This is a genomic window from Mesorhizobium sp. WSM4806 (assembly GCF_055811635.1).
In genome coordinates, this window is sequence record NZ_JBVVQZ010000022.1 from 1 (window position 1) to 17,955 (window position 17,955).

The window sequence follows — 17,955 nt, forward strand, 5'->3', positions numbered from 1 at the left end:
GGCTTGGCGACCAAGGTAGGCATCATCGGCGGAATGAATTCAAGCCGGCCGACGCCGGTACTTACAATTTTACGCACCCGTTCGATTCTAGGCGGCAGGCTTACATTAGCCAGAGTGAACGGAACGTGATTCCCAGGGCTGCAGCAACAAAATCCCGTTTTCGACGTTGCCACCGATCCGAAGCTCATCAGGAGAATGACATGGCCGACGATAAGAGCAAGCGAGACTTTCGCGATCGCAATCGCGTGTCCGCCGACGAAGATTACGAATTGGAATATTTCGCTCGCGAGAATGACGTGACGATCGAGCAGGTCCGCGAACTCATCGAAGCCAACGGCAACGATCGTGAAGCCCTGATAGAAGCCGCGAGGGTATTGCGGGAGCGGAAATGAGATATCGGACCAACAACGAAGGCACAGGATATCGAGGCAAGGACCACGACCAGCCAATCAAGCCCGAGGCGGAGCATTTCGAGCATTGCCCCGTTTGTGGACAGGACTTCGACAAGCGCGATCTTGGCCAGGTGCTTCATCATGCCGAGCCGGAGCACCAGCCGCTTCCGGTAGAACAGTAGACCCTCCTATTTGGTCAGGGAGAGGGCATATGGGTCTGGTTTTTACTGGCGAAGAGGGAATCACTAAGCGGTTCGAGTTGTTGCTTGAAGCCTTTGATGGAACAGAGCGTGTCCTCGTCGTGACATCGACCGAAGCGATCGAAGACTTCGGCTTGGATGCCGTCCGTGAAATGGCATCTAAAAAATACGATGCAGGGCAGTTGGACGAGATGGGCCGCGTTAGAGTTCTGACTAGCGACCTGCAAGGTAGGTAGCCCGCCACCGTGAGGCAGCGTGGCTTGTTCCATGGCGAGGTTGACCGTGAAGGAAATCAGCTCCCCCAGGGCGCTGCCGCCTGTGAGTTAAATGAGAGAAGGAAACTCAAGCACGCCATAGAAAGTACCAACGAGCGATGGCGTACCCTACCAAGCCCAACATTGAGAGCACATACAGAACCAGGAAAAACGCAACCACGGACGGTTGGCTGTCGAGGGCGGCGTCAGCTTCTTCCCATTCCTCAACCAGATTGCGATCCCGCCCGGCCTCCGTGACCGCCAAACCGTCCGGCCCAATTTTACCGTCGATCTCTCTTGAAATTCTTTTCTTGATATCGGCGAGGATCACTGGATCCTCGGGCAGGTTGCCCCGAAACCCCTCAGGAAGATTGTCGCCATCGTTCTTGTCCATGGCGCCAACAATGTTCTCTGCCTCACTTATGTTCCAAGTTTCTAATGTAAAATTTTGACCAAGAGCCGGTCCAACGGCGCCGGGAAGGAACAACACAACCAACCCTCAACCAGCCACCCAGACAAGCAGTGCGACGCCGATGGCGTAGGGAATCAGAACAACCGCCAACGCCACCCAAAAGCTGGATCTGCCAAAGCGGCCATTTCGCTGAGAAGTTGCTTCATGCCGGCGAAACGCGCACCCGCGCCCGGTGTTCCGCCAAGAAAGCCCGCGTCCTGAGGGAGAGGACGCGGGCCGATCGGAGGACCCCCGATCACAGCATTGGTCTCGTATCAATGCTGCGGATATCTAACCCGCGGGCCCAAGGTTGCGTTCCATAAGGAAATCCGCGGGGTGCAGCTAGGCCTTCTTGTCCTTTCGGTTCCTCTTCGGTTTCGCTGCCGATTCAGCAGGAAGTGTGGTTTCGGCCTTTAGTCGTTGCTCCCGCAGCCGAGCCGTCTTTGCATCTCGTGCCAGGCGCTAAACCTTTATCAACGCCCGAGCAGCGTCTGACGTGCGCTCCTGTCTGTCGTGTTTTATGGGCGAAGGTTTGCCTTTCCCTGATTGTTGGCACCGATCTGACGCGGTGCAGCCTTGCCCCACCGAACCGCTGTAGCGAGATCGTGTTCCTTTAAGAGAACAAAAAAGCCCGCCGCACCATTCGGCACGGCGGGCGAGAGTCCTAGTCGTTCACCAGGCACGAGGGGTGGGCGGGGGTGGTGTGCCCAGTGCCCGGAAATCCTACGCGCGCCGGCTGCGTCGCGTCTAGCAACCGGCGGTTGGCACCTCGCGGCACCGCGGGCTTACGGTGGCGCTTTGCCCTTAGGGAGAGTAAGGTTTCCCGGTCGCCCAAACCTTCCGGCAATTGAGCGCTTGAGAGCGAGCAACGTGCTTTCGCCTGACCAGGGAGAAGCACGATGCACCAGCTCTATTCCAACCTCGTCACTCACTATGAGAGGGCGGTGTCATTCCAAGACAGAGCTGTAGAGCATGAGCGCCGGTGCGGACATATCCTCCCGGAAAGCGAAACCCTGCTAGAAGTTCTGATCGAGAATTTGGCCGAAGCCCGTCGCGCCCTCGATCGGGAGACCCACAATCATCACTAGCTCACCGCCAAGCAGCTGTCTGGAAGCCGTCGGCTCGCTTCATTGGGATTAGTTCCGATATTAACGGATCGTTGACCGCGGCGCCGCCGAGGTTTCGGGACTCTACGATAACCTCAAGCTGCTGCGGTTCGCGGTTCATGCTACTGCCTCCCGATGCTTTTCGTTGCAAGCCGCAGATCACGATTACCCTGCTCGAATTGCATCCCAAGTACCTTCCCAAGCGATTGATGATCCACAAGCCGATTAAGGTCGACGGCAAGATCCTTTGGCACACGGAAAGATTCCGGGGATGAGCACCATCACTGGAACATTCCTTTTGTCCGCAGGTTGGTTTGTGAGCGCGTTCGTGCGCTTAACAGAGGAGAAAGAAATATGAAACGGATACTTCTGGCAGCGGCCGCGTTGGCGCTTTCCGCCGGGCTTTCCTTTGCCCAGACGACGAGCGGAACTTCGGGCGGAACTTCTACGACAACGACAACGACCACGACCACGCCCAGCACTGATCAGGGAACTGACACAACCACCACCAGCGGCACGAACCCGGCCAAGGATTGCGCACCTGGCCAGCAGACCGGCAGCGCGCAGGAGGCCGCCCCTGGTCAGCAGGACACGGACGCCAAGACCGCCGCCCCCGGCCAAATGAAGAAAACCACCGACGATTGCTGATTGGGCAACACCAAGGGGAAGGCCGGCGCCGCTTAGGGGAGTTGGGATAGATAGCCTGTATTGGCGCCGGCCGGGCGGATGGGGTTGGCCGCGGTGAATAGTATCGAGCTTGGCGAACCCGCTAATTACGCGAGAGCGGTGGACTGAAGCCCTACGCGCTCCCGTCTGTTTCGCTCTCTTCATCGATTTCGCGCACGGGCAGATAGGCGGCCCGATAGTCCCCGCACCATGTTGTCGGCATCGCTCACGAGGCGGCAGGGGGTGACGGAATTTTTTGGTCCCGTGCAGCGTTTATTATCGTTCGGCTGCATTCCGTTTCGCGGAACCAGAACCCGCGAATCCGAGATGTCCGCCGAGTGGCAATCTTCTTCGGGAGGATCGTGACATGCAAAAGCGTCTCCACGGTGTATTTTTCGCTGTTTTCCTATCATCAACGCTGATCCCCGCCGTCGCTCAAATGAGCGCAAAAGGACCGATAAGCGGGAAGGATTTTGACGACGCGGCCGCCGAGCAGGCCAAGCGATATCTGGAAGAAGGCCGCGAGACATTCCGCTTCGACACGTTCGGCAGCGAGGATTTTTGGGGCGGCAAGCTTAAGCTGCATGAAGCGATTGCCGGCGAGAAGCTGGGCGGCACAGGGCCCGGCCTGAGCCCGCAGAAAGCCCTCGAACTCGGGCTCAAGGTCGATGTGAATGCCATTCCCAAGGACGTGGCCGAGGCGCTCAACAAAGGCGAGGTCGATCTCGCGGACCCGGCCAGCACGCTCGTCCTACTCAGGGCCAACGCCGTTGTCGGTGTGACCGGCTTTTTTGCCGAGGATGGAAAGACGCTGACCTCGGTCGGCATCCAGTGCGCCGTGTGCCATTCGACGGTCGACGATACCTACGCCCCTGGCATCGGGCACAGGCTCGATGGCTGGCCCAACCGCGACCTCAACATAGGGGCGATCGTTGCCCTCGCGCCTGATCTCACGGCGTTCACCGAGATGCTGCAGATATCCGAAGCGGAGGTGAAGAAGGCGGTTGAGGCGTGGGGTCCCGGGAAGTTCGATGCCGAACTGAACCTCGACGGCAAAGCATTCCGGCCGGACGGCAAGACGGCCGCCACGCTCAATCGGCGGCGTTCGGATTGGCCGGTGTAAACAACCACACCTGGACCGGAGCTTGGGGCACGGTTAGCTACTGGAACGCTTATGTCGGCAATCTCGAGATGCACGGCAAGGGTGTGTTTTACGATCCACGCCTTGATGACGCCGAGAAGTATCCGGTCGCAGCACGAACGAAGCAGGGCCACAAGCAGGACAAGGAAGATCGGATCACCGCCAAGCTGCCGGCGCTTCACTTCTATCAGCTCTCGCTGCCAACCCCGAAACCGCCGGAGGGCGCCTTCAACAGCGCCGCCGCGGAGAAGGGAGAGGCTCTCTTCAACGACAAGGCCAAATGCGGCACTTGCCACGTCCCGCCGCTCTTCACCGAACCCGGCTGGAACCTGCATACCGCCGATGAGATCGGTATCGACGATTTCCAGGCGATGCGATCTCCGGACGAGCGCTACAGGACGGCGTCCTTGCGGGCCTTGTGGGACGTGGAAAAGATCCACAAGGGCGGATTTTACCACGACGGCCGGTTCGCCACGCTCAACGATGTTGTCGAACACTATGACGGCCATCTGGGCCTTGATCTGACCGATCAGGAAAAGCGTGATCTGATCGAGTACCTCAAATCGATCTGACCCGGCACTTGACGGCACCGGCGCTTCTTTGGGTTGCTAAGGGAGGAAAGATCATGAAAGACGATCGTGGTGAGGCAAACGGCGGGTCGGCACACGGTGCGCCAAGCCAAACGCTGTCTCGCCGGAAATTTCTGAAGGTGTCGATGACCGGCGCGGCGATTGCCGGTGCAGGTGGGCTTGCTTCCTGCATGACGGGCCAGCCTACGGCGCGAGGCGCGGGAACAACGCCAAAGCCTGTGGCGCTTTATCAGGATTCTCCAAACAAGGGTCGCGTCCACTGGCCATAGCAAGGCGCAATCCGAGCCGAATTACTGCAACGTTGCCGGCTGGAGCCGTCTATGGATCAAAATTCTGATGTGCCGACCTTATGCCAAGCATTGGTTCACTGTGGCGTCTGCGAGGCGCTCGATCCGCGGCAACTGGTGGGATTCGCCAGGACATCCTCGAAGGCGCGCCGTCGCTGCGGACGTTCAAGCGAAGGGCGAGACTCCGAACAGCCAGCCGTGCAGCCAGAGCCCGAACAATGCGAAAGCCACCAAGCCGATGCCCACAGCAATCAGGTCGCTACGCGGTCGCACGACCGCGGGTGCCGGATCGCCGCGTGGAATGACAGCAATGAGATCGACAATCGCGTAAACCAGAAACGCTCCGAAGACTAGGAGCGAGGCAAGGTCGCCATTGGCCAGGAGGTGGCCGATGGCCCAAAGGATGATGCCCACCAGCATCGGGTGCTTCAGCCGATGCTTGATTGAACCCGTGGGCAAGTAAGCGGCTGCCAGAAAGACGAATGCGGCGAGCACCAACACCGACGCGACATGGCGGCCCCAAGAGGGCGGCTCGTAGATCTCAGGCGCATTGGGCCGATAAAGACTCCAGCCCCAGACGATCAGCACGAAGCCGATGATCGATACGAGCGAATAAAGTCCCTTCCAGCGCCGCTCGTTTGTGGCGATTTGCGCATCACGAAAGCTGCCGGCGGCGATCCGAACAGAATGGATTCCGAAGAAGATCACGAGGCCGAAAACCAGTACTAGCATAACACCTCCGAGGTTCGGCGCGTCGGCGGGAAGGAAGGCTTGCTTACGCTCTCGCTCGAGTTGCCGGCTGCATATGCGCAAAACGGATCCTTCGAACCAGATGGTCAGAGTAATATATCAGGGACCCGCAATCTTGGAATGGGCGAAGCTGCCGATTGGCACGGCACAGCGGCATCGCCTGCGCGCAGGTTCTTCGCGTTCAGCACGGAACCGCCCCGGTGAATGCCTGTGGCGACGTTCCGTTCACATAAATTGCATGAGGGCAACGGGCGGGCGGCGCTGTAGCGCTCGACATGCCCGTTCTCGTCGTCACGGCATCCAAGGCTGAGCGGTATGCTGCTTCGACCTAATTGCCGGCCCTCCGCACATGGTACATGAAGGTCCGGAAATGGTCGAACACGACCTTGAGTTTGACCAGCCTATAGATCCGTTTCTGGCGCTAGTTGCCCATTCCGGTGGCCAGCTCGAACGGTAAAACCTGACCCTGACCGGACCTTCCGGGACCGATTTTACTTTCAGAAACCGGACATTCGGGCCCAACCAGCGCGCATGACCCGAATCGGCCATTCCGGCCGCCTATTGGCGTCACGGAAGCGGACGTTTGCGGCTGGTGGAAGTAGCCGGGGCATTTCGAAGCTAAAAAACCGGCGGTCTCGCGCACCTCGATCGCCCCCATCCGAGCGAGCGAGTCCCCCTCCGCGATCTCCGTCGCCTCCGCAAGGTTCTTCGCTCGATGAGCAGTAAGCCACCCAGATGCTCCTTGGTCTCTGCGAAGGGCCCGTCGGTCCAACTCGCCTTGCCGGCACGAACGCGCAATAGAGGCTTCGCTACACCCAATACGGTCGGACGCCGTAGTAGTCGTAAACGCGGCGGCCACTCTCGGCATTCCAGTCGAAATCCTGGTCGCGAGCATAGCGCGGAGCGCCTTCAACTTGCTCCTTCGTGATGTCAATGCGGAAGCCTGCAAGGCTCTCGTCATAGTCGAGCTTCTGCCACGGCAGCGGATAGTAGTCGTCGCCAATTCCAAGAAAACCACCAAAGCTGAGAACGGCATAGGATACCCTGCCGCCCCTCTTCTCGAGGATCAGCCTTTCGACCTGCCCGATGTGATTTCCCTGGATGTCATAGACGTTGGTGCCGACGACCATGTCGCTGGCGATAAGATCGTGGGTCTCACGAATGTCGGGGTCCTGGTTTGTCATGATTTGCTCCTTCCCGTCGGTATGGAGCAAAAACGGGTCCGTGCCCTCGAAGTTCCAAGGATTGTGCGGACCAGCCGTCAGCAATCTTCTGGCTTGAGCGAGCGAACCATCCGGGTGACGACCGGATCGTAGGCAACTTTTTGCTCCATGCTGTAGTCCATCAGAAACATGGCGGCGCGATCGCCGCAACCGTTATTGTGCAGAATCGGCCGTTGACGTCCCAACCGGCAGAGTTGTTTAGCGCTCTAAGTCCGACCTTAATGCATATCCAAGGCTTGGTGCGGGAAACCGGCATCGCCGCCGAACAAGGTCGCGAGTTCCGTGAACTTGGCAAGCGACGAGCCTGAAGTCACTGATGCGGGTGAGAACAGGCTGTGTAGGTGCTGCGGTCGGTGACCGTCAACGATCCGAATGTAAGGGTCTAGGCAGCAGGGCCGCGATACGGTTGCGGCCCTGACGTCTGATCAACCCTTGAGACGATCCTTGATCTTGTCCTCGGTCTTCCCAAGGCCCTTCTTGGTGCTTTCGTCAAGCTTGCCGGCAGTTCCGCCGGCACTCATTTTCTTGTCACCAGCCGGTTTGCCAGGCTTTGCCTTCACTTCGCCGCTTTTCGCAGAGCGCTTCACTTCATCCTTGTTCATGGTTTCTCTCCCATAGCTGGGAAACCAACATGCGCTCTCACTGAAAGTTCCAGTAGCCAAGGAAAATAAGCATGGCCGGCTCCGAAATGAAATCGATCGCACATCTCACGCGTGAACGAAGGAAAATGGGTGCGTCGATGAACGCGTTCGACGGAATGCCAAGATGGCCGGATAGTCGAAGATGCGATCAATTGGGAGCAACTCCGCCATGCCGCCAAGCTCAGGCCCCGGTCCAGGTGGGCAAGATGGACGCGGTGATGTCCAAACCCGGTTTCCGCAGCGTGGGATCGACCCGCGTAATCGGCATTTGAATTCCACAGCCGGTAGACGCCTTCCCATCGGCTCGCTGCGCAATCGGCTGCATCTTTGCCCCGCAGGCCTCCCTCACGCCTGACGGCGTAGTCGAGCGGTTGGATCGGGCATCATGCCGGAATGGCTAACGCTGACCAACGAAACGGCTCGCCCGATCGCCAAATACTGTGAAGGACATGCAGGCAGGCCGCGAAGATTGACCGAATTTGATTTGCCAGGGAATCGGGCCCCTCCTACGCCCGGCACGTCAGGCGAAGGCGGCCACCCCCATCGTTACAACAGCCACAGCCATCACGACGGTGGTCAGCCATCCAAGCGATTTGAGCACCCCGGTGACGACGAACTGCCCGAGGACATCCCGGCGTGTGGCGAAATACATCATGATCCCCATGACCGGAACGGCGACGATGCCGTTGATCACCGCCGTCCAGACAAGCGCCTTTATCGGATTTATCGGCGTGAAGTTGAGCACCGCCCCGATCACGGTCGCGAGCATGATTGTTCCGTTGAAGGCTTGTGCTTTCAGGGGCTTTCGCGTCAGCTCGGTGGGCCAGCGTAGCGCTTCGCCGATCGCGTAAGCTGTGCCGAGCCGGCCAGAACAGGCACTGCAAGGAGGCCCGTGCCGACGGTGCCTAGGGCGAAGAGCGTCGAAGCAAGGGGCCGGCAAGAGGGCGCAGCGCTTCCGCCGCCTGTGCCGAGGTCTCTATCTCGGTGATGCCGCCCGGGTGCAGCGTGGACGCCGCGGTCAGAATAATCGCCAAGCCGACGATGTTCGAGGCTGCCATCCCGGCCATCGTGTCGAAGCTTATACGTTCAAGAGCAGCCGGGCCTTGGGCGGGCTAATAATCGGGATGTTAGCATCATGAACCTTTATCCTGTGTTCTCCTATCCAGATGACAACCAGTGTCCGCAAAAGGGGGTCGACTCCTGCCGGTGGCTGAAGGTCAGCTAACGAGGCGCGCTGCGAATGACCGGTAGTGGCGCAACGTGCTCGTTCTGGCTGTTGAGCCGAATGGCAACTTCCCATCCATTTCGGCGTTGGCGGCGGCCAGCTGGTGGAGTTTTGACGCTGCACGTCGGCTTGCGAGATAGCCGCTGCCGGGACGGCCGGTCGCCGGCACGCGCTCGGGCGGGGGTGGGGTCGAATGTGGGGCCTACCCGATATGCAGGCGGCTGGTTTCAGCGGCAGGCCCAGTCGACAGCTGGGGAGGTAATGATCACAAATACCCACCGCTCGCTTCAACAGAAGTGCATGGTCTGCGGTCTCCCACTGCACTGATCGGCGGTGTGCGACCTGACGTGGAGCCATCGCGTCAAGCCCTTGAGACCGGTTCGGGGCCGCCGCCCGCCACCTAGTTTACGCGGCGCGTCGTTGGGCGAGGTGGAACCCCGAACGGGGTCGACGAGGATCGACGGCAGTAGCGATGCTGTGGTGGTGATCGCAATAGACGCGGTCCGGCGAGGTTGGCCCAGCACAAAAGCGGTGGCCGCCGGGCACTAACGGGTCTTCGCGAACCGGAAAGCGGCATTGACAGGAGCCCAGCCTAATGAGGGGGACGCCGCTCGTACTGGAGGCCACAGCTGCTGATGGTAGGTGCGCTTGGACTTTCCAAGACAGGAAGACCGTCGGACCCGCTGCGGCTCCACCTTTGCCGATTGTGTTTGCAGCTTCGCGGCGTTTGGCGACCATGTTGCGCCTTGCGACCGCCGAACCCGGCTGACGCGAGGTTTGGAGCTCCAATGCGTCGCTTCAACCAGCGGCGTCAGAGTCCGTGTTCCGGTACGGTGAACAGGCTCACAGGGTCAGGGATGCCGCGGATGGGGAAGTCGCCCAGTTCCTCGACGGGCTCTTCGATCAATTCAGCAACCCTGTCGGACAGGAGCAAGCGCCGCCCGGTCGTTTTCGATAGCGGTTCGATCCGCGCCGCCAGATTGACAGTGCGCCCAATGGCGGTGAAGTCGAGCCGATCCCTGGATCCGATATTGCCGAAGAATACGGGACCGCGATGCAGCGCAATTCCCATGCTGAGCGGCCGCCAGGAAAGGTCGCGCGACGGCTCGCCGGACTGAACCTCGTTCAGGCTGTCCACCGCAACCAAACCGTTCCGAGCGGCGGCGAGTGCCGCAGCGGCGGCGGCCGGCGCCGACTGCATGCCGAAAATGGGAAAGGCCGCCAGCATGCCATCACCGACAAATTTCAGGACCTCACCGCCTTGTTCATGCACCGCATCCACGAGACCTTCGAAAAAGGCGTTCAGCAACCAGATCATCTCGGCGCTATCGATGCGATCCGAGAGGCTGGTGAAGTTGCGCATGTCGGATACCCAGATGACCGCCTCGATGGTCTCGCCAAATCCGCGCCTTATGTCACCGGCGAGGACCCGCTTGCCAATGCGTCGGCCGAGATACGCATCGAGCACGTGCTCCGCGATCTTGCCACGCGAGACGATCTCGACATTGAGCGCCAGAGCCGGGCGCAACGCCTCGACGGCTTCGATGGTGGCGCGGGAAAAGCCCCCTGCTTGCCGTGTGGCAAGCGTCATCAGCGTAAACTGGCGGTCGTCCCGCTTCAGCGCGAAGCCCCAATAGTCCGTGTATCCGGCCTCCGCGAGGGTCCGCATGATCGGGTATGTCGACTGCGCCACTGAATCCTGGGGGTTCACCCGAATTGACCGGCCCTCCTCGATGATCGGCCTGAGGGGGCTGGTCAGGTAGTCGGTTGTTTCGCGGACATGCGCGTTGACTTCCACCTCATCACAGACACCGAGATCTCCGCGCCAGTGCGCCGTGATGCCCACAAGCTGCGGATGCAGCGTCGACATGTTGAGCGTTGCCCGCTCGATCGGCTGGCCTGCCGCGACCAGTCGGGCGATGACGCCGTCCAGCAGCTCTGCCGGTCCGGCGGATGCTGCCGTCCCCGACATCAGCCAGTCGAGCGCCGTGCCATGTTCTGTCGTGACTAGCGAAATGGGTCGGCGCCGGACCAACTGGAGATCAGGCGGATATTCCAACCCCACCGGACCAGTCGACAGCGATGCTTCAGCGAATTCAGATCGTTGAGCCGGCATCATTCCTCGCGGCGTCATTCAAACGACAGATAGGCTTCCGAGGGGCAATCGCCAAGCTCCTATCATAGGGCCTTTGAGCCCATCACTGTCTACAAAACGATCTTGCCGACTTCTGCTTCTCCCTACGTTCCTTTCGTAGACTTCCGTGATCGGGAGCATGAGGTAGCAACATGTCCAAGCTGAAAATCGCGGTCATCGTTGGTTTCACGCGCGATTCCCGTTTCGGGCCGGCGCCCGCACAGCGGATCTTCGAACTGGCCCGGAAGCGCGAAGAACTCGATGTGGAAATTCTCGACCTGAAGGCGAGAGATTAGCGGAAAGGTGACTGCAAAGCCCTGTGCCAGCAGGTGGATCTGGTCACTCCGCCGAAGCAGGCGCCAGCAATGTCTGGCGCGACCTGCTCGCGCAGATGAGCCAAGGGCAACTTTTCGCTCTCTACGGTCATTCAGTTGCGAGCGTTGCATGACGCGATCTGACCCAAGCCAGGCCTTCCTGTTTTGTTGGAAGAAGGTCTGGAAAGGGGTGAATTGAGACACCGCGCAAGGTCAGCGGCGTGTACCAGATCGGCGATGTGTAGGCTCGCTCGGTGATCGTCATTGCTGTCCCCGGCAGAGAGTCGACCCCATATCGCTTGGCATCGTAGGCAGTCCGGCGCGGCGTCGGAATCTCGATCACTCGGTCGCAGTAGAGGGCGGGCAAGCTCGGGTCGAACTCCGGGTTTTTCCACACCTTGATGAGCTCGGGCGCGCTGATCGTATTCGTCCAGGTCGCATTCTCCACATCGACGGTGCTGCCTACCGAACGAAATTTGCCGTCGCCGCCTGGCTTGCGGTCGCCCGACCATGCGACATCGTAGATTTTCTCGTGCAGATTGCCATTCTTGTCGAGCCAACCTTTGACGATCTGGTAGCGGTCAAGGTTGGCGCGATGCGTTCGGCCGGCGGCACGCAGTCCGGGCCGCCGTCCTTCGTCACCCTCGCGACAAAGTCGCGGACGACCGACTTCGCCACGCCTTCGTTCCGGGAGGGAAGCGGGTCCGGCATTATGCGGCCGCCCCATGGGCGTGGCCCTCATGGCTGTGCCTGCGCAGCCGGAACGCCAGCCCTACCAGCATCACGCCGAAGACGATGGCATAGGCGCCGATGACCCAGAGCAGACCGAGCGCCCCGGCGCCCGGAGCTATCGCGATGATTGCGCCGACCAGCACGGATAGCGCTCCCGCCGCGACCAGCCACCACTCGTTGTCGATCTCCTTCCTGAGCCGGATCGCGCCGATGATCTGCATGACGCCGGTGGCGATCATCCAGCCGGCTATAAACAAGACAAGCACGATCGCGGTCATGCCCGGCAAGGCCATCGCGACCAGACCCGCAAGGATGCCGAGCACGCCGACCAGCGCCAGCCACCATCGCGGCGCCGGCGCCCCGCCCTTGATGGCTGCAATGAGCGCCAGCACGCCGTCGACGAGCGCAAAGGCGCCGTAGAGCAGGACGAGCGTCACAAGCGAGATACCCGGCCAGATGAAGGTCAGCACGCCGAACAGAATCCCACAGATGCCGCGCAGCAGGATCAGCCACCAGTTCCGCGCCAGCGCATGAAGCATCATTCTGCCGGCTATTGGCCCGGCTGGACGTGTCGTGCTCATTGTTCACCTCCGTTCAGTTGCGATCGGTCGATGCGCCGGCGTAGCGAGGTATGCTCGTCGCCCGCAGCGTGTCTAATGCTCGCTTGTGCTGGCCTCTGCCAGTGCCTTCAACGCGTCGTGACCTGACGTTGACTATCTGGGCGGCTTTCCCCCGCCGCGAATCAAGCCACGCGGAGACGACGAACAATCCTGCGCTTGGTCACGGACTTTTTCAACGGTATCGGCGCGACCTTGCCATTCGCGTACGCCTCAACGATCTTCAGCCACATTTCTCTGAACGGCTATTCCGCGATGGTGGAAAATTGGGCAATTGGCCCCGACAACGGTTCCTACCGCTCGCGCGAAGGATGGCGCTATATAACTATGATCGGACTTCATCCGTGCGAGGAACATCGCCCCCTGGCTGACCGGCCTCGCAATGGCCGTCCTCGGAAGCGCCATTGTTGCACTTACGATCGCGCTCGGTGGTTGAAAGCCGCACTGCATGGGCTTGGCCCTTTGCACCATTTTAAGGAGGAGCCAAGGCGTTGTCCCTGAGTCCCAACGCCATCCTGATCCTATTGGCCATAGGTGCAACCGTCGCGCTTGCGAACGTCCTGGGTGTCGTCTGGCAGCCGATATTCTGGGCCATCGTGATCGGCATTCTGTTCCACCCGCTGATGAAATGGATCGACTCGCGGCTATCCGGGCGGCCCAGCCTTGCGGCCGCGTTGACAGTGCTGGCGATCTTCGTCTTCGTCCAGATCCCGGCGCTTCTCCTGGGCTCCATGGTCATCCGCGAGGGCGTGTCGCTCTACACCCGCATCCAGAGTGGCGCCGTCGATCCTGGCGCGGAGCTTCTCAGACTGGAAAACCTGTTCCAGCCTGAGCTTGGGCAATTGATGACCGGGATCGGGATCGATCTCGGCGCAATCACTGAAAAGCTCCAATCGGCGATACTACGCAGTAGCGAATTCGTGCTTTCGTTGTTCCTCAGCGCAGGCCAGAACGCAGCCGCCTTTCTGATCAACTTTTTCCTGATGCTCTATCTCCTGTTTTTCATTCTTCGGGACGGAGAGGACATGTACCGGCAAGTGTTCAGAGCGGAGCCACTCCCGACTAATCAGAAGCAGCTCCTCTTCAAAAAGTTCGCCGACGTGTCGATTGCCACGCTGAAGGGAACGTTCATCGTCGGGCTGGTTCAGGGTGCGCTCGGCGGTTTGATCTTCGCCGTTCTCGGCATAAACGGGGCAGTGTTCTGGGGCGCTGTGATGGCAATGGTCTCAGTCCTGCCTGCTGTAGGCACAGCCCTGATCTGGGTGCCGGCGGCAGTGATCCTCATCGTCGGCGGGGCCTGGATCAAGGGACTGATCCTCTCGGCATTCGGGACTTTCGTGATCAGCATGTCAGACAATGGTCTTGCGGCCAATGGTAGTGGGTCGCCAGACGAAGATGCCCGACTACTTGGTGCTCTTCTCCACCTTGGGCGGGCTCAGTGTCCTTGGCATCAGCGGCTTCGTCTTGGGACCTGTGGTCGCCGCGCTGTTTATGGCGGTTTGGAAAACTCATTGAGGAAAACCATCCCCAAGAATGATCGCCGACGCACGCCCGTTCGTCTTGGGCTCAGGCCTGAGAGTTCGGTCGAAGGTGCGATCCCCGCCAATCCCCAATGACACCATCACGGCGCCGCCCTTCCGAGACCAATGCTCTCGTTGCTCGATCACGAGAGCAGCAGCGATCGCATTTGCGAACGTCCGCCGTGCGGTCCAAACACGACGTTCGAGATGCTATTCGCCAAGGTGAGAAGCTGGCGCAACCAAGCCGATCGGAGCACTCGGTTGGCCTCCATAGCCGTGACGCCTCCTACGTTCCATGCGGGTGGAATGTTGCCATTTGTCTCGTCGACAGGAACGAGCAGGTAGCGCCATTTGCTGCCATTCATGGCTCTTCTCAAAAGCTGCCCTTCGCGAAACGGCTCGACTCGACCCTAAGCGGAAGCTCGTTCGCCCCCGGCTGAATTCACGCCCATGACCCAAAGCTGTCATTTCGCCCGTACGTGTCGTAGCTTCTAATGGCTCTGCCGATGGGAGGGATCATATCCGAGCGCCCGATTGCCCTGACATAAGGCGCTGGTATTGTGTAGTTGAGTGGGCTCCAAAGCGGAGCCGTCACACGTGGGAGGAGTCCGAGCGTGAAGCGCCGTTTGGCGGCCATACTCGCTGCCGATGTGGTCGGTTACAGCCGGCTCATGGGCCATGACGAGATGGGCACGCTGACTACGCTGAGGGCGCTGCGGGCCGAGCTGGTCGATCCAAAGATCGCCGAACACATGGGTAGGATTTTCAAGGCGACCGGCGATGGGTCCTGGCTGAGTTCCCGAGCGTTGTTAACGCCGTTGCCTGTGCGGTCGACATCCAGCGGCGGCTGGAGGCGCGCAACGCCGACATGCCAGAGGACCGCGCGATCCGACTGCGGATCGGGGTCAACCTGGGCGATGTCATCGTCGAAGGCGAGGACATCTTCGGAGACGGAGTGAATATTGCGGCTAGGCTTGAGAGCGTCGCCCCGGCCGGTGGCATAGCGGTGTCGGGCACAGTGCGTGACCACCTCGGCAACCGGCTCGGTCTGCAGTTCGAGGAGTATGGGCGAGCAGGCGCTGAAGAACATCGAGCAGCTGGTGCGCGTTTGCCGAGTGCGCCTAGCCGATACCTCTGCCTTGGTGCGTCGCGCACTGTCGCTACCCGATAAGTCGTGGATCGCCGTCTTGCCGTTTGTCAATATGAGCGGCGATCCAGAGCAGGAGTACTTCTCCGACGGCATCACAGAGGACATCATTACCGAACTTTCGCGCTTTCGGTCGTTGTCCGTCATCGCCCGGAATTCCTCTTTCACCTACAAGGCACGGACGATGAAGATCCCCGACGTGGCACGCGACTTGGGCGTGACCTATGTACTCGAGGGAAGCGTTCGTCGCGCCGGGAATCGTCTGCGCATCACCGCGCAGCTCATCGACGCTGAGACCGGCAGCCACATCTGGGCGGAGCGCTATGATCGAGAAATTGCCGATATGTTTGCGGTTCAGGACGAGATAACCCAGAGGATCGTGGGCATGCTGGCGGTGGGCCTCGAAGACGTTTCCTTGGAGCGGGCTAAGCGTAAGCAGCCTGAAAACCTCATCGCCTATGATCATTGGTTGCGCGGCAAACGTCTCTTGTGGACGGTGGGTCAGAACAATCTTGAAGCGCGCCAACACTTCGAAAAGGCTGCTGCCACAGACCCAAGCTTTTCGCGCGCCTATTCCGGTTTAGCGGTGACCTACCAGATGGAAGCGCTTGATTTGCTAATTGCGGCAGAAGGTAGAGGCGCTTATGACATGGCCTTTGATTGCGCCAAACGGGCCCTCGCGCTCGATGAAGCCGATTATCAAGCCCACATCGCGCTGGCATGGCCTTGCCTCTATCGCGGCGACTATGAGCGCATGAAGAAACATGTGGATCGCGCCATCATGCTCAACCCTAACGATGCCGACAGCCTCACCAATGCCAGCTACATGCTCGCAATGTATGGTGAAGCGGAAAAGGCGGTTGCCTGCGGCGAAGCGGCAATGCGTCTCAATCCACGATACGCCGATTGGTATATCGCCTTTCAGGCGACTGCCCTATTTACCGCAAGGCGGTATCCCGAGGCCCTAGCCGCGCGGATCAGAGTCCCTGACTACTATCGATTCAACTTTTTTTCCGCGCAGCTATACTTGCCAAGCTTGATAGGCTTGCCGAGGCAAAGTTATGGGCGGAAAAAGCAGTAGCGAGGCTGAAGGCAAGGCCGGGGGGCGTTGAGCAAGCAGCCAAAGGATGCATCCAGCTTCTGCTCGACAACAACCCGTTCCGCCGTCAAGAAGATCGTGATCACTTCGCAGAGGCGATGCGCATGGCTGGCGTGCCCGGATAGCCGCTTCGACCCATTCCGGCGGATGTACGTCGAACAGAGTGTCTGGGAGGTATTGGTGAAAGCGCTCACTTTACTGATGGTGAATGATTATCCCGACTATATCGACGCGGGGGAGTGGGCGCGATCTCTCAAGGCGCGCGTTTCTGGCCTCGACTTCCGATTATGGCCCCATCACGGCGATCCCGGCGACATTGACTTGGTGCTGATCGATAAGGGTACGCCGCGCGGGTTTTTTGAAGGTATGACGCGATTGCGTGCAGTTGCCTATCTCGGCGCGGGCATAGACGGCTTGCAACTGGGTGAGCTGTCTGCGGGCGTTGGCGTCGTACGTTTGGCGACCCGCGAACTTGCCTCGGAGGTTGTGCAGTACATTGTTCTCAGAGTACTGTGCCAGCAACGCCATGTATTTGAATATGCTGTCCAACAGACCCAGAAGAGATGGCGCCCCATCGCGCCACGGAAGATCAGCGAGACCGGCATCGTTATCCTTGGGGCTGGGCGTATCGGTGGATGGGCCGCGCGACTCTTCGCCGAGCTGGGATATCGCTCGGCGGCGTGGTCCCGCAACCCTAAGCAAATCGCCGATGTGGCCTGTTACGCTGGTGCCCCAGCGCTTAAAGAGGCCTTGGCTGAACGAGACTTCGTCGTCTGCGCGCTGCCGCTGACCACCGAAACTCGAGGAATACTTAATTCCGAGACTTTCCGTCTGATGAAGCGCGGCGCCTACCTCGTTAATGTCGGACGCGGAGCACACGTCGACGAGGCTGCACTTCTGCACGCCATTGACGCTGGGCAACTGTCAGGCGCCTGCCTCGATGTTTTTACCTCGGAACCGCTCGACCAGGCGAGCCCGCTATGGGCCCATCCGAAGGTGACCATCACACCACATGTGGCAAGCTATTGGGTCTATTCGGGCATAGCGCAGGTGGCAGGTCTGTGCGAGCAGATCAAGTTGGGCAATGACATCACCAATCTCGTAGACCTTGAACGGGGCTACTAAGGGCCCGTATGGCAATAACTGCTTCAGTTCCTTGACGGGATTCGGCCAATTGCGGCGGCCTTATGAAACTAATCGATTCGATAATTTCTGTACCGACCAAGTGCGGGTTAAGAATTTACTCTTAGTCCGTTAATGGCGCTACCTGCTCGTTCCGGTCGACGAGACGAATGGCAACATTCCACCCGGGCCGGCCGTACAAGGCGTTTCAGGCGACGAAGTCGATCCAACACCGTGCGTGGCTCGGTCGCGCCATCAGCAGCCGTTCGGCGCTGGTAGTCCGAATGGCTGGTTTTACTATGAGCAGTCATTGAACCACTTCGCCGATGGTTGCCACTGTTTCG

Annotated in this window: 17 protein-coding genes and 4 pseudogenes; 12 read left to right on the plus strand and 9 right to left on the minus strand. The window is 59.8% G+C overall.

Features of this window, described 5'->3' with window-relative positions; genetic code table 11:
- Positions 1-200 precede the first annotated feature (200 nt).
- From AC0L2M_RS27990 to AC0L2M_RS28000, 3 genes are read left to right on the plus strand one after another with little or no spacing between them, the layout of a single operon-like run.
- A complete protein-coding gene (locus AC0L2M_RS27990; protein WP_128244402.1) occupies positions 201-392 on the plus strand; it encodes a DUF3606 domain-containing protein in 192 nt (63 codons plus the stop codon).
- A complete protein-coding gene (locus tag AC0L2M_RS27995; RefSeq protein ID WP_128244403.1) occupies positions 389-574 on the plus strand; it encodes a hypothetical protein in 186 nt (61 codons plus the stop codon). Before AC0L2M_RS27990 ends, AC0L2M_RS27995 begins: the two co-directional genes overlap by 4 nt.
- A 29-nt stretch (positions 575-603) precedes the next feature.
- Positions 604-828 (plus strand): hypothetical protein, encoded by a 225-nt coding sequence (locus AC0L2M_RS28000; protein ID WP_473536458.1) that lies wholly within the window; start codon positions 604-606, stop codon positions 826-828.
- Between the two features lie 106 nt (positions 829-934).
- Here AC0L2M_RS28000 and AC0L2M_RS28005 read toward each other — a convergent pair whose 3' ends face one another.
- Complete coding sequence (locus AC0L2M_RS28005) at positions 935-1,240, minus strand: hypothetical protein (RefSeq protein ID WP_473536459.1); 306 nt, start codon at positions 1,238-1,240, stop codon at positions 935-937.
- Between the two features lie 1,517 nt (positions 1,241-2,757).
- Here AC0L2M_RS28005 and AC0L2M_RS28010 point away from each other — a divergent pair.
- The 4 genes from AC0L2M_RS28010 (at position 2,758) to AC0L2M_RS28025 (ending at position 5,069) form a co-directional block, all read left to right on the plus strand.
- Positions 2,758-3,051, plus strand: coding sequence for a hypothetical protein (locus AC0L2M_RS28010; protein ID WP_128244406.1), 294 nt, complete (start codon positions 2,758-2,760; stop codon positions 3,049-3,051).
- Positions 3,052-3,436: 385 nt separating this feature from the next.
- A complete protein-coding gene (locus AC0L2M_RS28015) occupies positions 3,437-4,192 on the plus strand; it encodes a hypothetical protein (RefSeq protein ID WP_473536460.1) in 756 nt (251 codons plus the stop codon).
- Positions 4,180-4,782, plus strand: coding sequence for a hypothetical protein (locus AC0L2M_RS28020; protein WP_473536461.1), 603 nt, complete (start codon positions 4,180-4,182; stop codon positions 4,780-4,782). Before AC0L2M_RS28015 ends, AC0L2M_RS28020 begins: the two co-directional genes overlap by 13 nt.
- A 53-nt stretch (positions 4,783-4,835) precedes the next feature.
- Positions 4,836-5,069 (plus strand): twin-arginine translocation signal domain-containing protein, encoded by a 234-nt coding sequence (locus AC0L2M_RS28025; RefSeq protein ID WP_353685274.1) that lies wholly within the window; start codon positions 4,836-4,838, stop codon positions 5,067-5,069.
- A 183-nt stretch (positions 5,070-5,252) separates the two neighbouring features.
- Here AC0L2M_RS28025 and AC0L2M_RS28030 read toward each other — a convergent pair whose 3' ends face one another.
- The 6 genes and pseudogenes from AC0L2M_RS28030 to AC0L2M_RS28055 form a co-directional block, all read right to left on the minus strand.
- Positions 5,253-5,819 carry an NnrU family protein gene (locus AC0L2M_RS28030; RefSeq protein ID WP_473536462.1) on the minus strand — a complete coding sequence of 189 codons (567 nt, stop codon included), beginning with the start codon at positions 5,817-5,819 and terminating at the stop codon, positions 5,253-5,255.
- A 640-nt stretch (positions 5,820-6,459) separates the two neighbouring features.
- Positions 6,460-6,635: pseudogene (locus AC0L2M_RS28035) on the minus strand (YciI family protein); the annotation flags it as partial.
- Between the two features lie 11 nt (positions 6,636-6,646).
- On the minus strand, positions 6,647-7,021 hold the full coding sequence (locus AC0L2M_RS28040; RefSeq protein WP_023799003.1) for a PRC-barrel domain-containing protein: 375 nt from the start codon (positions 7,019-7,021) through the stop codon (positions 6,647-6,649).
- Positions 7,022-7,485: 464 nt separating this feature from the next.
- Positions 7,486-7,662: a hypothetical protein gene (locus AC0L2M_RS28045; RefSeq protein ID WP_023799002.1), complete on the minus strand. Its 177-nt coding sequence runs from the start codon at positions 7,660-7,662 to the stop codon at positions 7,486-7,488.
- A 559-nt stretch (positions 7,663-8,221) separates the two neighbouring features.
- Positions 8,222-8,813, minus strand: a pseudogene (locus AC0L2M_RS28050) (divalent metal cation transporter); the annotation flags it as partial.
- Between the two features lie 924 nt (positions 8,814-9,737).
- Complete coding sequence (locus AC0L2M_RS28055; RefSeq protein ID WP_473536463.1) at positions 9,738-10,796, minus strand: adenylate/guanylate cyclase domain-containing protein; 1,059 nt, start codon at positions 10,794-10,796, stop codon at positions 9,738-9,740.
- A 416-nt stretch (positions 10,797-11,212) separates the two neighbouring features.
- On the opposite strand from AC0L2M_RS28055, the pseudogene AC0L2M_RS28060 reads away from it, so the two are divergent.
- A pseudogene (locus tag AC0L2M_RS28060) lies at positions 11,213-11,341 on the plus strand (FMN reductase); the annotation flags it as partial.
- Positions 11,342-11,591: 250 nt separating this feature from the next.
- Here the strand turns inward: AC0L2M_RS28060 and AC0L2M_RS28065 are convergent.
- Together AC0L2M_RS28065 and AC0L2M_RS28070 are read right to left on the minus strand one after the other, a co-directional pair.
- Positions 11,592-11,966 (minus strand): annotated as a pseudogene (locus AC0L2M_RS28065) (DUF3604 domain-containing protein); the annotation flags it as partial.
- Positions 11,967-12,084: 118 nt separating this feature from the next.
- Complete coding sequence (locus tag AC0L2M_RS28070; protein WP_287282882.1) at positions 12,085-12,687, minus strand: HdeD family acid-resistance protein; 603 nt, start codon at positions 12,685-12,687, stop codon at positions 12,085-12,087.
- Between the two features lie 527 nt (positions 12,688-13,214).
- Here AC0L2M_RS28070 and AC0L2M_RS28075 point away from each other — a divergent pair.
- The 4 genes from AC0L2M_RS28075 to AC0L2M_RS28090 all read left to right on the plus strand — a co-directional run bounded on the left by AC0L2M_RS28075 (position 13,215) and on the right by AC0L2M_RS28090 (position 17,614).
- Positions 13,215-14,339, plus strand: coding sequence for an AI-2E family transporter (locus tag AC0L2M_RS28075; RefSeq protein ID WP_473536464.1), 1,125 nt, complete (start codon positions 13,215-13,217; stop codon positions 14,337-14,339).
- Between the two features lie 772 nt (positions 14,340-15,111).
- On the plus strand, positions 15,112-15,414 hold the full coding sequence (locus tag AC0L2M_RS28080) for an adenylate/guanylate cyclase domain-containing protein (RefSeq protein ID WP_473536465.1): 303 nt from the start codon (positions 15,112-15,114) through the stop codon (positions 15,412-15,414).
- Positions 15,308-16,471 (plus strand): tetratricopeptide repeat protein, encoded by a 1,164-nt coding sequence (locus tag AC0L2M_RS28085; protein WP_473536513.1) that lies wholly within the window; start codon positions 15,308-15,310, stop codon positions 16,469-16,471. Before AC0L2M_RS28080 ends, AC0L2M_RS28085 begins: the two co-directional genes overlap by 107 nt.
- Positions 16,472-16,498: 27 nt before the next feature.
- On the plus strand, positions 16,499-17,614 hold the full coding sequence (locus AC0L2M_RS28090; RefSeq protein ID WP_473536466.1) for a 2-hydroxyacid dehydrogenase: 1,116 nt from the start codon (positions 16,499-16,501) through the stop codon (positions 17,612-17,614).
- Positions 17,615-17,955 lie beyond the last annotated feature (341 nt).

Bases quoted from the DNA above. Each gene is read 5' to 3' on its own strand.
- AC0L2M_RS27990 (WP_128244402.1), top strand. From the start codon at position 201: ATGGCCGACGATAAGAGCAAGCGAGACTTTCGCGATCGCAATCGCGTG.
- AC0L2M_RS27995 (WP_128244403.1), top strand. From the start codon at position 389: ATGAGATATCGGACCAACAACGAAGGCACAGGATATCGAGGCAAGGAC.
- AC0L2M_RS28000 (WP_473536458.1), top strand. From the start codon at position 604: ATGGGTCTGGTTTTTACTGGCGAAGAGGGAATCACTAAGCGGTTCGAG.
- AC0L2M_RS28005 (WP_473536459.1), bottom strand. From the start codon at position 1,240: ATGGACAAGAACGATGGCGACAATCTTCCTGAGGGGTTTCGGGGCAAC.
- AC0L2M_RS28010 (WP_128244406.1), top strand. From the start codon at position 2,758: ATGAAACGGATACTTCTGGCAGCGGCCGCGTTGGCGCTTTCCGCCGGG.
- AC0L2M_RS28015 (WP_473536460.1), top strand. From the start codon at position 3,437: ATGCAAAAGCGTCTCCACGGTGTATTTTTCGCTGTTTTCCTATCATCA.
- AC0L2M_RS28025 (WP_353685274.1), top strand. From the start codon at position 4,836: ATGAAAGACGATCGTGGTGAGGCAAACGGCGGGTCGGCACACGGTGCG.
- AC0L2M_RS28030 (WP_473536462.1), bottom strand. From the start codon at position 5,819: ATGCTAGTACTGGTTTTCGGCCTCGTGATCTTCTTCGGAATCCATTCT.
- AC0L2M_RS28040 (WP_023799003.1), bottom strand. From the start codon at position 7,021: ATGACAAACCAGGACCCCGACATTCGTGAGACCCACGATCTTATCGCC.
- AC0L2M_RS28045 (WP_023799002.1), bottom strand. From the start codon at position 7,662: ATGAACAAGGATGAAGTGAAGCGCTCTGCGAAAAGCGGCGAAGTGAAG.
- AC0L2M_RS28055 (WP_473536463.1), bottom strand. From the start codon at position 10,796: ATGTCGACGCTGCATCCGCAGCTTGTGGGCATCACGGCGCACTGGCGC.
- AC0L2M_RS28070 (WP_287282882.1), bottom strand. From the start codon at position 12,687: ATGAGCACGACACGTCCAGCCGGGCCAATAGCCGGCAGAATGATGCTT.
- AC0L2M_RS28080 (WP_473536465.1), top strand. From the start codon at position 15,112: ATGCCAGAGGACCGCGCGATCCGACTGCGGATCGGGGTCAACCTGGGC.
- AC0L2M_RS28085 (WP_473536513.1), top strand. From the start codon at position 15,308: ATGGGCGAGCAGGCGCTGAAGAACATCGAGCAGCTGGTGCGCGTTTGC.